The sequence below is a fragment of the Curtobacterium sp. B8 genome, assembly GCF_000333315.1.
Lineage (GTDB): Bacteria > Actinomycetota > Actinomycetes > Actinomycetales > Microbacteriaceae > Curtobacterium > Curtobacterium luteum.
Window position 1 is genome coordinate 1 of sequence record NZ_BACW01000451.1, and the last position, 11,488, is coordinate 11,488.

General features: G+C 66.1%; 12 protein-coding genes, 4 tRNA genes and 1 pseudogene. 8 read left to right on the forward strand and 9 right to left on the reverse strand.

What is annotated here, in order from left to right; genetic code table 11:
- Positions 1–206 (forward strand): annotated as a pseudogene (locus tag I59_RS22870) (hypothetical protein); the annotation flags it as partial.
- Between the two features lie 90 nt (positions 207–296).
- Here I59_RS22870 and I59_RS11635 read toward each other — a convergent pair.
- Positions 297–1,064 (reverse strand): SDR family NAD(P)-dependent oxidoreductase, encoded by a 768-nt coding sequence (locus tag I59_RS11635; protein WP_031273681.1) that lies wholly within the window; start codon positions 1,062–1,064, stop codon positions 297–299.
- A 444-nt stretch (positions 1,065–1,508) separates the two neighbouring features.
- Here I59_RS11635 and I59_RS11640 point away from each other — a divergent pair, with 444 nt between their 5' ends.
- Positions 1,509–2,060, forward strand: coding sequence for a hypothetical protein (locus I59_RS11640; RefSeq protein ID WP_022904018.1), 552 nt, complete (start codon positions 1,509–1,511; stop codon positions 2,058–2,060).
- 35 nt (positions 2,061–2,095) lie between these two features.
- Here the strand turns inward: I59_RS11640 and I59_RS11645 are convergent, their stop codons facing one another.
- Both I59_RS11645 and I59_RS11650 read right to left on the reverse strand, forming a co-directional pair.
- Positions 2,096–2,533 carry a hypothetical protein gene (locus I59_RS11645; RefSeq protein WP_022904019.1) on the reverse strand — a complete coding sequence of 146 codons (438 nt, stop codon included), beginning with the start codon at positions 2,531–2,533 and terminating at the stop codon, positions 2,096–2,098.
- On the reverse strand, positions 2,530–3,708 hold the full coding sequence (locus tag I59_RS11650) for a hypothetical protein (RefSeq protein WP_022904020.1): 1,179 nt from the start codon (positions 3,706–3,708) through the stop codon (positions 2,530–2,532). The genes I59_RS11645 and I59_RS11650 overlap by 4 nt, the downstream gene beginning before the upstream one ends.
- A gap of 217 nt (positions 3,709–3,925) precedes the next feature.
- Between I59_RS11650 and I59_RS11655 the strand changes: the two genes are divergently transcribed.
- On the forward strand, positions 3,926–4,459 hold the full coding sequence (locus I59_RS11655; RefSeq protein ID WP_022904021.1) for a DNA N-6-adenine-methyltransferase: 534 nt from the start codon (positions 3,926–3,928) through the stop codon (positions 4,457–4,459).
- 305 nt (positions 4,460–4,764) lie between these two features.
- Here the strand turns inward: I59_RS11655 and I59_RS11660 are convergent, their stop codons facing one another.
- The 3 genes from I59_RS11660 to I59_RS11670 form a co-directional block, all read right to left on the reverse strand.
- Positions 4,765–5,622 carry a hypothetical protein gene (locus I59_RS11660; protein WP_148286195.1) on the reverse strand — a complete coding sequence of 286 codons (858 nt, stop codon included), beginning with the start codon at positions 5,620–5,622 and terminating at the stop codon, positions 4,765–4,767.
- Positions 5,619–6,494, reverse strand: coding sequence for a hypothetical protein (locus I59_RS11665; RefSeq protein ID WP_148286196.1), 876 nt, complete (start codon positions 6,492–6,494; stop codon positions 5,619–5,621). Before I59_RS11665 ends, I59_RS11660 begins: the two co-directional genes overlap by 4 nt.
- Positions 6,495–6,734: 240 nt before the next feature.
- Entirely contained in the window at positions 6,735–7,478 is a 744-nt protein-coding gene (locus tag I59_RS11670; RefSeq protein WP_022904024.1) for a hypothetical protein, read from the reverse strand.
- Between the two features lie 215 nt (positions 7,479–7,693).
- Between I59_RS11670 and I59_RS23905 the strand changes: the two genes are divergently transcribed.
- The 3 genes from I59_RS23905 (at position 7,694) to I59_RS11685 (ending at position 10,036) form a co-directional block, all read left to right on the forward strand.
- Positions 7,694–7,945 (forward strand): helix-turn-helix domain-containing protein, encoded by a 252-nt coding sequence (locus I59_RS23905; RefSeq protein ID WP_022904025.1) that lies wholly within the window; start codon positions 7,694–7,696, stop codon positions 7,943–7,945.
- Positions 7,945–9,087: a site-specific integrase gene (locus I59_RS11680; protein WP_022904026.1), complete on the forward strand. Its 1,143-nt coding sequence runs from the start codon at positions 7,945–7,947 to the stop codon at positions 9,085–9,087. The genes I59_RS23905 and I59_RS11680 overlap by 1 nt, the downstream gene beginning before the upstream one ends.
- Positions 9,088–9,205: 118 nt before the next feature.
- A complete protein-coding gene (locus I59_RS11685) occupies positions 9,206–10,036 on the forward strand; it encodes a DUF1883 domain-containing protein (protein WP_049976580.1) in 831 nt (276 codons plus the stop codon).
- A gap of 96 nt (positions 10,037–10,132) precedes the next feature.
- Here I59_RS11685 and I59_RS11690 read toward each other — a convergent pair.
- The 3 genes from I59_RS11690 to I59_RS11700 form a co-directional block, all read right to left on the reverse strand.
- Positions 10,133–10,204: transfer RNA gene (locus I59_RS11690), tRNA-Val, on the reverse strand.
- 15 nt (positions 10,205–10,219) lie between these two features.
- Positions 10,220–10,293, reverse strand: a tRNA-Cys gene (locus I59_RS11695).
- An 82-nt stretch (positions 10,294–10,375) separates the two neighbouring features.
- Positions 10,376–10,447 (reverse strand) — tRNA-Gly (locus I59_RS11700).
- A 255-nt stretch (positions 10,448–10,702) separates the two neighbouring features.
- On the opposite strand from I59_RS11700, the gene I59_RS11705 reads away from it, so the two are divergent.
- Together I59_RS11705 and I59_RS11710 are read left to right on the forward strand one after the other, a co-directional pair.
- Positions 10,703–10,775 (forward strand) — tRNA-Val (locus tag I59_RS11705).
- A 95-nt stretch (positions 10,776–10,870) separates the two neighbouring features.
- Positions 10,871–11,488: DUF3375 family protein (locus I59_RS11710; RefSeq protein WP_022904028.1), on the forward strand; the 618-nt coding region annotated here is incomplete at its 3' end.

Genomic DNA, 11,488 nt, shown 5'->3' on the forward strand with positions numbered 1-11,488 from the left:
TGCTCCCGTGGTCGATCGCGGTGTTCGCCCTCCTCGTGCTGTGGTCAGGATGGCACCGTTTCGGAGCAGGACGCCAGAAGCGCACTGGTGTGGTGCGGGTGATCTCGATCATCGGCCCCGTGCTCCTCGTCGCGGTCGCCGTCGTCTCGATCGTGCAGGTCGTCGTCATCGGCCGCGCCGGTGCCGAGGCAGTTTGGAAGGGGTAGGAGCCTGAGCGTCATCGATGATCAACGCATTGCGGGACGGGAGGCGCGGGGTCAGGTGATCCCGCACCTCCCTGTGCGACTTCTGACCGATCAGATGGCGGACCAGCCGCCGTCGGAGGGCAGGACGACGCCGGTGACGTTCGAGGAGTCGTCGCTGAGGAGCCAGGTGATCCCGGCGGCGAGCTGCACGGCGGTCGCGATCGGCGGGACGTTCGTCTGCATGAACGGTCCGAGCCGCTCACCCGCGTACTGGGACCGGAAGGGTGCTTCGATGCTCGTCACGACCGCCCCGGGTGCAACCGCGTTGCAGCGGACACCGGCGGGTGCGTAGAAGAACGCGGTGCTGAGCGTGAACCCGATCACGGCGTGCTTCGACGTCGTATACGCGGTCCCGGCCGCGGAGCCCCGGAGGCCGGCCTCGGACGACACGTTCACGATGCTGCCGGTTCGTGCCGTGATCATCGTGGGGAGGACGGCGCGCGTCAGCTGCATCACGGCGGTGAGGTTCACGGTGAGGACGCGGTCCCAGACGTCGTCGTCGAGTTCGGCGGTCGGGAGGAAGCCGTCCATGATGCCCGCCACGTTCGCGAGGCCGTCGATGTGCTCGCCTGCCTCGGCGACGACGTGGTCGATCGTCCGACGGTCGGCGAGGTCACCGGCGACCGTGACGAGGCGTTCGGAAGCCACGTCTTCCGCGAGTGCCGCGAGACGATCCTCAAGGAGGTCGACCGCGACCACCCGGCTCCCCTCCGCGATGAGCCGTTCCGTCGTCGCCCTGCCGATGCCGGCACCCGCTCCGGTCACGATCACCGTCCGCCCATCGAAGCGCGCCCTCGAGGTCGTTACCGCGTCGTCCATGTCCACTCCCATCTGTCCATCGCCGGTGGTCCGGCTCAGGCCATCCCAGTCCGGACGCGACGCGTGCACCAGGGACTTCCGACCTTCTCGGACGCCCTGCCATCTGGCCTCGCGAGCGCCAACCGCCACGGGATCAGGGAGAGGACCCGCGCAGAATCTCGGGCAGCCGTCGGGCGAGATTGGTCGTGTCCGAAACGCGAGGGCAGCGGCGGCGTCTGCCCAATTCCTCGACCGCCGAACGCATGGTCGGGCTCACTCACACAGCGCGTGAAGCAAGCGTGAATGGTGTCCCACCGAGGAGCTGTCGGCGGGACAGTTCGTGCGATCCGAACCGGACATCCGTAAAAGCGAGTTTCTTGATCTGACCCACTTTGTCTCCGTCTCGGCTTCGATGGGCCGGGACGCTTCAGGTCACCGGTGAACGCGACCGCGCATAGGACGCGCATGAACTTCGCGGAGGAACAGACAGCACGCCGACGGCTCGCCGGATCGAGTCGAGCCGCCGAACGTCTCGCGCTCTCGCTGGCAGAAGACAGCTCTCTCGACGAAGCCGCGATCGAGGTCGTCCGCCGAGTGAGACGGCTGCGGCGAGTGGCCGTGAGCTCCGGCCGCGAGTCGACGATGGAGGCGGCGCAGCGACGGGTCGACCTCGTCGTCGCGCGACTCCGTGCAGCCAGAACGATCGGAGTGACGTCGATCGAGCTCTTCATCGACGTCCTCACCGTCATCGGGCCGCCTCTCGACACGCAGTCAGAGCTCTCGCCCTACCTGCGGATGCACGAATCAGCGCGAGGGGTGATGGCGGAGCTCGTCACGCGCGTGACCGGCGGTGGGACCCGCGATTCAGCGGTGATCGACCTCCACCGTCTGCAAGCGGCGAGGTGGTCGGTGCCGTTCCACGACGACGACGCGATCGTCGACGCGATGAAGTCCTTCGACGCGCAACTCCTCCGTCTGCGCGCGGAACCCCCGCCCCCTCAGCCGGGTGATTCGTGACCAACGCCAACTCCGGCGGCGTGAGCGCTAGTCGGTCAGCCGCGGGTGAGGAAGCGCAAGAAGTCGACGCTCGTCAGCGTGACAATGCGGAACTCCTCGCACATCCCCTGAACCGCGCCGTCGTCCGACACCACCACCCACTCGATTCCGAAGAGGCCCTCGTTCGCTTCTTCGAGGCCGTCGAGCGCACACGCGACGAGGAGTGGGTCGGCATTGCCACGGTTCTTGTAGAGGTCAACCAGAGCGGTGTCGCCGATCGGGACCCTCGACATCACGACCATCAGGTGTCGCAGCACGCGCCCGGTAGTCGGGTACTCCAAGCTCAGCAGCTTTTCAATGTCCGGGAGGAATCGGGCTTCATGAAGCACCTCTGACGGCACTCGACAGTTCTCGACGACGAAGTCCGACCGTCGTTGCTCGACCGTAAGACGGGGAAGGACGTTGTTGTCCAGGAGGTAGCGGCGGCCGATCATCGCAGCGCCTCACGGAACTCGCTGATCTCGTACGGTTTGATCCGGTTCCCGCACACGGACCGACAGAACTCGCCGGGCGTGATCTTGCCGGAGTCGAGCGCGCCGAGCATGCGGGTGGACAGCGCCCGTCCGTTGTATGTGCGCACCCCGTTCACGGGCTTCGGGGTCCGAGCCTGGGAACGAGCAAGTGCAGCGAAGTCCCGCTCGAGGACGGCGAGATAAGACCTCGTCTCGGCCGCCGTGACGAGCCTGAGGTGTTCCGCGCGCACGAGCATCGCACTCGGTGTCACCTTGAACGTGTCCGCCGCCGCACGGATGTCGTCAAGGGATCCAAACTCCCGCTGTCGGACGTCCGCAGCCGGCATCAGGATCTCGGCGGTGATCTCGTACTCTCGCCCGCCGTCGATCGCGGGGGTCCGCCCGTCGTAGGTCACCGGCGCGAAGATGTTGCGCGCGACGAGCACCGCCATGAGCGTCAGCGTGAACAGCTGACGTCCCTCCGGCTCCTGTGCGTCTCCTTGGTCGCCCCGAGCGACGAAGATGTACGGAACCGTCCGATCCTTCACCGTCAGGCCGCTGAACTTGACCTCGATGAGCTGCGGCATGAAACCTCGTACGCTCCGCGCGACGAGGACTTGGTTCGCTTCGAGATGAGCGATGAGGAGTTCGAGCGCACCCTTCTTCGTCGGCGCCTGGCGCAGTCCGTTCGGTTCGAGACCGATCGCATCGAGGAGCGCGAGAGCGTCGTCTGCGGCGCTCCCGCGAGGCTTCCGGAGCATCCCGACGATCGCGTTGTCCGCCAGCGTCTCGTCGTGCGTGCGGAGCAGCATCTGTTTACGCAGCAGGTCCTTGACGATGAGCTCCACATCCCGGAGCTGCACCGTGGCTCTCGAGTTCATGGAGAACGTGTCCTTGCTCAGTCCCTGCAGGAGCTTCGCCGTCTTCGCCTCGACCTGAGCATGGACGACGTCGAACGGCGCGAAGAACAGCGGCCACGGCACGTGGGCGACCCTCGCCAGGTCGATGAGATCTGAGAGACGGATCTCGCCGCGGACGAGCGCCTTTCTGTACGGCAACCGTCCGGCCGCGACGGAATTCTCGATGAGGTCCGTGAAGACCGCCACGTCGATCGGGGTTCTCGAGCCCTGGAGGACGACATCGAGGCGCGCGGTCATGGCGCGCTTGACCTCTCAGTGTCCTCCATGCGACTGACTCTTGCTCATCCCGCATCTGCCGTGCGACCCCGCGTTCGAGTGACCTGCGGGTTCGTCCATCAGGCGCTCGGATGGGCGCGGCCCGGCGAGGAATAGCAAACCGGCCGGTGAACTCGGTCGTGACCTGGGTTTTTTGGTGTTTCAGGACCCGGATGATGGTGGCCCGCATAGCGTTGGCATGAGAGAAATCACCTCCACCACCACCAACTCGCGCGCAGGCCGGGGAGGTTGGACCCACGAGGCGCCGAGCGCCACCATCGACTGGTACACGCCTGACTACATCTTCCAGGCACTCGCCGTCACCTTCGACCTCGACCCATGCTCCCCCGGGTCCAGCAGGTCGAACGTGCCCGCGGGAGCCGTCTACACCCTCGCCGATGACGGACTCTCCTCGCCGTGGCGGGGTCTCTGCTGGGTGAACCCGCCGTACGACGACACCCGAACCTGGCTCCAGCGTCTGGCCGACCACGGCGAGGGCATCGCTCTAGTCTTCGCGCGCACGGACACGAAGTGGTTCCACGAAGCCGCCAAGAGCGCGGACCTCGTGTGCTTCACGTCTGGCCGCATCAAGTTCATCGACGGCCGCACCATGCAGCCGGGAGGTTCCCCCGGCGCCGGCAGCGTCTTCCTGGCGTGGGGAGCCACAGCGGCCGCGGCGCTCGGGGCGTCAGGCCTCGGACTCTGTTTCCATCTCGACAGCATCTCTGGCTGAACTCCCCTTCGGCGCCGCGTCCGTGATGGACGGCCGCGGCGCCGACAACATCTTTGGTGGGAATGGAAGCCGACGGTGCATGTCCGTTGGAGCTGGCTCTAGCCCTGGCCTGGTCGGCGGTCGGCGGTCGGCCGCGCCAGAGCGGAAGCGCTCCTCGAGCGAGTCCGCGGCCTGCTCCGGCGTGCGGATCGACCACGGAACGTCCGCCTGAGTGGAGCGGCTGCGCGAGCAGCGGCAGGTTTGAGCCGGAATAGGATGGCCCTCGTACACTGCTTCGGACCTCCCTCTCCCTGGTCTACTGGCGTTCAGCTCTCGGTACGACGGGACTCGTCGCGGATCCAGCGCCCACGAGCCCGAGAGGCTCGCCGCGATTCGCTCGGTTCCCAGACACCGCCACCACCACCGCGAGGCTCGTAGCCCAGGGCCCGAAGAAGGCGCGCCGCGTCCGTGTGCGAAATCTGCATCAATCTCGCGAATCGGGGCAGCTTCCATTCGCTCCTCGTGTCAGTGAACCTCCGAAGCTGCCACGGCTGAGCGAGCCCGGCGTGCAGCATGGCCTCGGCGGCCCGGCGTGCCGCACGGATTGCACTGCGGCGCAGCACCGCGCGCCGCACCGTTTTGAATCCACTCCAGGTCGCGAGCGCGTACTCCAACCAGTGATCGAGCAGGAACGCGACCACCTCGTGATAGACGCTGGCATCTCCAAGGCCGGTCGGAGCAACCAGCACCAGGCGATCGTTCGTGCCGTTGCCAAACTCACCCGCGGAACGCGCGAGGTCGCTGATAGTGATGTTTTCGTGGAAGCCGTCGGCTGCGACAAGGGAGCCATCCGCGCGGATGCCGTAGATTGGCGCATCGAAGCGCTTCGTCCAGGCGATCGGCGTGGCGTCGTCGTCACCCACACCCGGAAGAACTACGAATCGAACCCGGTCGTCGCCGTACACGTTCCTCCGGTAGGCACCGATCGCCTCAATCGCCTCGTCCAGCGTGTCGATGCCTATCTGAACCGCTTGCGCCACCGTAACGTGGGCTCCGAATACGCGGACATGGGGCATGTCGCGGGTCGCCTGCGCCATTTCGAAGTCCATCTCGTTCGCTCGAGGCTCCGATAGGACGCACACGTCGAGGAACGGGAAGTCGTGGTTGTCTTCAGGTGCGTTCAAAGGCTTTCATCTCCGTATCTTTGCCACGCAACATCGTTGATGTTCGGAACTCCGTATGGATTGCCGAAGCTGCCGCCCCTGGATCGCTTGATGGGGATACGGCTGATGTTGTTCTCGGCCGCCGGGCCAGCACCGATCAGCGCTGCCGGCTCACGAACCAGCATCATCTCGGTCTCGGTAACTTCTTCTCCGAGCTCGAACCTTCGCTGGTCGCGAACCAGGCGAACCTTCCCCTTCGTCATGTTCCGAACCGCGGCGAGTTGCAGACGTGTCAGCGGCCCGTAGGTCTCGTCCCCAGGCGCGAAGATGCCGACTTGGAACAACAGCCGGCCGAGCGTCACGGTGACTGTGTTGCTCGTGGCACTGTTGGCACCCGGCATCACCCAGGAGGTGTTGTTGTCCCCATGAGGCATCTCGCACCGCGCCGCCTGTACGACTAGCGGGCCGAATGGCTTTCGATCCCGGTAGAAGTCGTGGAAGCGGTCTTCGTGTGCCTGCTGTGCGTGCGCTTTGTCCTGCAACGTCCTCACCAAGGCGATCTTCGTGGCCCAGCTTCGGAACGTCGAGGTAGCCGAAGCATCCATCATCGCGGTCGTTGCTTGCCCAAGGGAAACGACCACCGTCTTGGCGGCTTCGTCCAGCTCTGCCATCCAACCGTTGTTGCACACCGCACAGACGTCCCGAACCTGCTCGTCGAACTGGTGGTTTGCGCCCCGCCGCTGGACGTGCCCCTTCGGTGTCGTCTGGAACACGTTCACCGGACCGGTACCGCTCCTCGGGAAGAAGTTTGCCCAATGGCGCGGATACACGTGTTCCTTCGTCAGCGGAGAATCGGTGCGGCCGCAGAAGGCGCATCGCCGGAGAACCTTCACGACTGCAGCGTAGCCATGGCATCCGACGCTGCAACCGCTCGCCCCTGGTACCGGCGTGATCGCTGGCTTGTTGCCGACCTACATCGCCTCTGGCTCAACTCAGAACCGTCGGACAGCCAGTCTGTCCGAGCGCCGTCCGGCGTCTGAGTCGGTGCTCACTGTCCGGTCGGGTACACGAACGCACATTTGCTCGTCATCGTTTCCCGCTGACGCTCCAACAAACTCGAACTCGGTCCGACTTTAGTGAGAAGGCTTCTGCGCCGCGAGTCCCTCCAGAGCAGCCCGGATCTCGCCCGAGGCCCGATCCACGGCTTCTTCCAGCTCAACGGTGAGATCATGCACTTTCTGCCAACGGGCAAGTCGCATCGGCGGAAGAGTGCGGAGCACCTCGAGACCATCCCCGCGCTCAGCACGGCCGAGTGCCTCTCGGAGGGCTCCCCGGAGCACCGATATGCGTTCCCGGAGCTCGATGACATCGAGCCACGCGGACGCTGGTGTATTGCTGCTCTGCTGCGCCGTCCGCACTTGCAAGGCGAGCGAGTCCAGTTCGTCGCCGGCTCCCGTTGCTGATGTCGCACGGTTCCTCGTATCGAGGATCCACCGTTCGACCGCTTTCGCGTCCATGGGGCCGAGAGCCGTCACGACCCTTGCCACGAAGTTAGCAGGACGCACCGACATGTCTGACTGGAGGTCGAAGCGGGCCCCGCCCATCCCGTCGAACTGCTCCAGGCCTGCGCTCCCCCAACCGTTGACAGCGACCGCCAGCACGTTGGCGCCCGCCGCTTCTTCGAGCAGCGCGACGACTCGCGCCGCAGATGCGGGCCTCGTGTTCATCATCACGGTGGCGATCACGCCCTCGGACCGCACGGTGGCCTGCCGGGCGGTCGTCTCCGTCCGGATCACATCGGCTTCGTTCACCCCCATGCCGGACAGCAGGGTGATGAGGAGCCGGTGCCTTCGGGCCGGTGAAAGGAGGCTAGCCACCGCACGACCCTACCGAGACCTGCCAGTCGCCTCTTGCCACCGGTGTTGCGTCGACGGTGAATGGAGACGCCAACCGGCCCTTGACGGGGCTTTTTCTTCATCCCAATTCATCTCAGAAGCCGCCCGATGAGTGCGCGCATAGGGCTACCGTCGGCCCGCAGGGCAGATGCCGTGACCAACGTCGCGGGCAGTTCATCACGGAATCGGAATCAAGGATGTCCACAACCTCCCGCCCAGGGACCCCAGCGTCGGCGGCCCACGGCCCCGCTGCCCAGCCTTCTGCTCTCGTCACGCCAGCAGAAGCCGCGGCTTTCCTCCTCACGACCGTCGGGACGTTGGCGCAGTGGCGCTACCTCCGCCGAGGTCCCGCTTACATCAAGGTCGGCCGTTCCGTGGCGTACCGCCTCAGTGACCTCCTCGACTACGTCGAGCAGACTCGCGTCTCGCACAACGGAGCGGCCGCCTGATGGCCACCATCCGCGCCTACGAGACCGCAAAGGGCAAGCGGTACGAAGTCGGTTACACCAAGCCCGACGGGCGGACCACACGGAAGCGTGGGTTCCGAACGCAGCGGGACGCGAAGGAGTGGTCGGCCGTCAACACGGTCGCCATGAGCAAGCCCACCTACCGGACCCAGACTGAACTGTCGCAGAGGCTCGGGCCGTTCATCGACGAGTTCTTGGCACGGAGAGCGACCCTCGCCGCGAGCACCGTCGCGAACCGTGCGGCCGTAGCGAGCAAGTGGGTGACGCCGTACTGGAGCGAAGAGCCCTTGGATGCTGTGACGAAGAAAGCAGTCAAGGCCTGGGTGGAAACCATCCACGCGAACGGGGCCGGCGCTCAGACCATCCAGAAGGCTCACCAGATCTTGGGCGGCGTCCTCGAGGAGTGCGTCGAGCAGGCGCTGATGACCGGAAACCCGGCGCGCGGCGTTCGGCTACCGAAGGTGGTCACCCGGGAGCACGGCTACATGAACGCGCAGCAAGTCGCCCACCTCCTCGACGAGTCCGCGGAGCGAGACCGGCTGCTCATCGCCTTCCTCGCCTTCTCCGGGCTGCGGTTCGGTGAGGCAGCAGCACTGACGTTCGCGGACCTGGACTTCGAGAACAACATCGTTCACGTCCGTCGGTCTGCGACCGAGGTCAGGGGCAGGCTCGTCGTTGGTCAGCCGAAGAGCGGAAAGTCCCGTCGGGTGCCAGGCGTCCCCCAGGTCATGGGGCCACTCCGACGGCACGCGAAGGGGCGCGACGGTCAAGACCTCGTCTTCACCGCGCCTGAAGGTGGCTTCCTCAGGCTCACCACCTGGCGTCGGCGTGTCTTCGCGCCCGCAGTCAAGCGAGCCATCGCCAGCTGGCCGGGAAGCGAGTTCGCGGGCGAAGACTCCCCCAAGCTCTTCCCCGCCCTGACGCCGCACGACCTGCGCCACACGGCGGCGAGCCTGACCGTGTCCGCTGGTGCACAAGTGCGGCTCGTGCAGGACATGCTCGGACACGCCAAGCCGAGCATCACTCTCGACGTCTACACCGGTCTGTTCCCGTCCGACTTCGCCCCGCTCGTCGAGAAACTCGACGGACTCGCCTCAGGTGCAGGGATCGCGCAGCGACTCTGAGCGCCTCGTTCCACCTCTCGACCCGCTCCTGATGCCGGCTCGTTCGCTTCGTCGACGAGTCGGCATCGTCGTTCCCGCACATGTCTTGTTCGTCGGCGGCCGGCCGTACGGTGGTGGCGTGGAGCATCTGAAGAAGGACCTCGGCACGCTCAAGAAGGGTGCGACCGTCGTGGTCACGCTCAGGAACCAGGCGAACGTGCTGCTGATGGATTCGAACAACTACCGCCGGTACGCATCGGGGCGAGGCGGCAACATCAAGTACGTGGGCGGGCTGGTGAAGCGCGGTCCCGCGAGGATCACCGTTCCGACGAACGGACACTGGATCCTCGCAGTGGACCTCGGCGGCGCCGCCGGTCGGATCAACGCGAAGGTCTCCGTCGAAGCACCCCCTCGCGGGAACCTCCCAGAGTTCCGGAGCGCGGCGGAACCGACCCTGTCAGGCAGCATCGCCACTCGAACCCCCACTCCTCCGACATCGGCGACGGAGTTGAACGGTCAGACATGGGACGTGTTCCTGTCTCACGCCAGCGAAGACAAGGAGACCGTCGCCGTACCGCTCGCGAAGGCGCTTGAAGCTCGTGGCATCACGGTCTGGCTGGACCAGGCCGTCATCCGGATGGGCGACAGTCTGCGCCAGCGAATCGATCGAGGCATCCGGAGCAGTCGGTTCGCGGCCGTGGTCCTGAGCGATGCGTACTTCAGCAAGGGCTGGACACAGTACGAGCTCGACGGAATCGTCACCCTAGGTGTCGGCGGGCGGCAGAACTTGCTGCCGATCTGGCACGGCGTCAATCAGGCCGGCGTGGCCGCAAACAGCCCGAGCCTCGCCGACAAGTTGGCACGCTCGACCGCAGACACGACGATCCACGCGATCGCCGACGAGATCACCGAACTCGTGAACGATGCGCGACGTGCGGAGGGACAACGCGGACACAATGCGGCGGATTAGCAGACCGTGCCAAATCTGTGCCAAGCATCCTGCGTCCATCCCGGGACGTGGCCACAGAGACACAAAAACCCCCGGTTTCCCGGGGGTTTCCTGCTGTGGGCGATACTGGGATCGAACCAGTGACCTCTTCCGTGTCAGGGAAGCGCGCTACCGCTGCGCCAATCGCCCAGAGGAGTGTGGAGCTGGAGGTGGGGACGGGATTCGAACCCGCGTGGACGGCTTTGCAGGCCGCTGCCTAGCCTCTCGGCCACCCCACCATCGAGGTTCACGTCTCCGTGAGTACCCGAACGGTGGGATACCCTCTGGTGAGTCGTCGGGATCCGGAGATCCTGACACTCGAGCGGATGACGAGATTCGAACTCGCGACCCTCACCTTGGCAAGGTGATGCGCTACCACTGCGCCACATCCGCATGCTCTTCGAGAAGAGCGGATTGCCGTCGTGCTGGCCGTTCGTGCTGGCCGGCCGTCTCGGCGACGTCGTAAACTCTATACGAAGCCGAGCGCATCCACCAAAATCCTTCCGGTTCACCGGGCGTGTCCCCCGTGTTCACGCGGAACCGAGGGCTGCCGCGGGCACCCCGCCGACCGCGCCACACCCGGGCGACGCGTCGTGTTCAGCCGAACGCCGGACATCCGCTACTATCGACTGGCACGACAAGTGCAGCGGGCGATTGGCGCAGTTGGTAGCGCGCTTCGTTCACACCGAAGAGGTCATCAGTTCGAGTCTGGTATCGCCCACCCGCTGTGTCGCTTCGACGACACGACCGAGAGCCCGACGCAGCACGCGTCGGGCTCTCGTCATCTGACCAGTTCCGTCCAGTTCGTAGGGGCACATGACCGACGTCGACCTCGAGTTCGCCCGTGTGCGCGCCGTCCTCGACCGGCCGACCCTGCGGCTCCTCTCGCGTCCGACGAGCGCCGCGGTGGTCGCCGTCTTCCGTGCGGTGTTCGACCGGGACGTGCAGTACGTCCCTGCCGACCGGATGCACCTGCAGGTCGAGGAGCACGTCGCGCGGCTGCAGTCGACGGGCGCGCGCGTGCCGGCGGGCGACCAGTCCGGCGACGCCGAGGACGCCCGGCCGAACGGACGCGCGCTGTGCCGCGACTGGGTGGCCGCGCAGTGGCTGGTCCGCTCGAACTCCCCGGACGGCGACGAGCAGTACTCCCTGACGAGCCACGCGCTCGAGGCCCTGAGCCTCGTGGACGCCCTCAGCGCCGACCGTGCCCTCATCAGCGAGAGCCGCCTCGCGATGATCGTCGACGCGGTGCACCGGTGGGCGGCGCGCGCCGAACCCGACCCCGACGTGCAGATCCGACGGCTCGACGCGCAGATCGCCGAACTCCAGGCCGAGCGGGACCGGCTCGCGAGCGGTGACGCGGTCGAGACGGTCGACGACGACCGGATGCGGGACGGCTACACGAACATCTCCGACCTCATCCGGCAGCGCCGA

Bases quoted from the DNA above. Each gene is read 5' to 3' on its own strand.
- I59_RS11635 (WP_031273681.1), bottom strand. From the start codon at position 1,064: ATGGACGACGCGGTAACGACCTCGAGGGCGCGCTTCGATGGGCGGACG.
- I59_RS11640 (WP_022904018.1), top strand. From the start codon at position 1,509: ATGAACTTCGCGGAGGAACAGACAGCACGCCGACGGCTCGCCGGATCG.
- I59_RS11645 (WP_022904019.1), bottom strand. From the start codon at position 2,533: ATGATCGGCCGCCGCTACCTCCTGGACAACAACGTCCTTCCCCGTCTT.
- I59_RS11650 (WP_022904020.1), bottom strand. From the start codon at position 3,708: ATGACCGCGCGCCTCGATGTCGTCCTCCAGGGCTCGAGAACCCCGATC.
- I59_RS11655 (WP_022904021.1), top strand. From the start codon at position 3,926: ATGAGAGAAATCACCTCCACCACCACCAACTCGCGCGCAGGCCGGGGA.
- I59_RS23905 (WP_022904025.1), top strand. From the start codon at position 7,694: ATGTCCACAACCTCCCGCCCAGGGACCCCAGCGTCGGCGGCCCACGGC.
- I59_RS11680 (WP_022904026.1), top strand. From the start codon at position 7,945: ATGGCCACCATCCGCGCCTACGAGACCGCAAAGGGCAAGCGGTACGAA.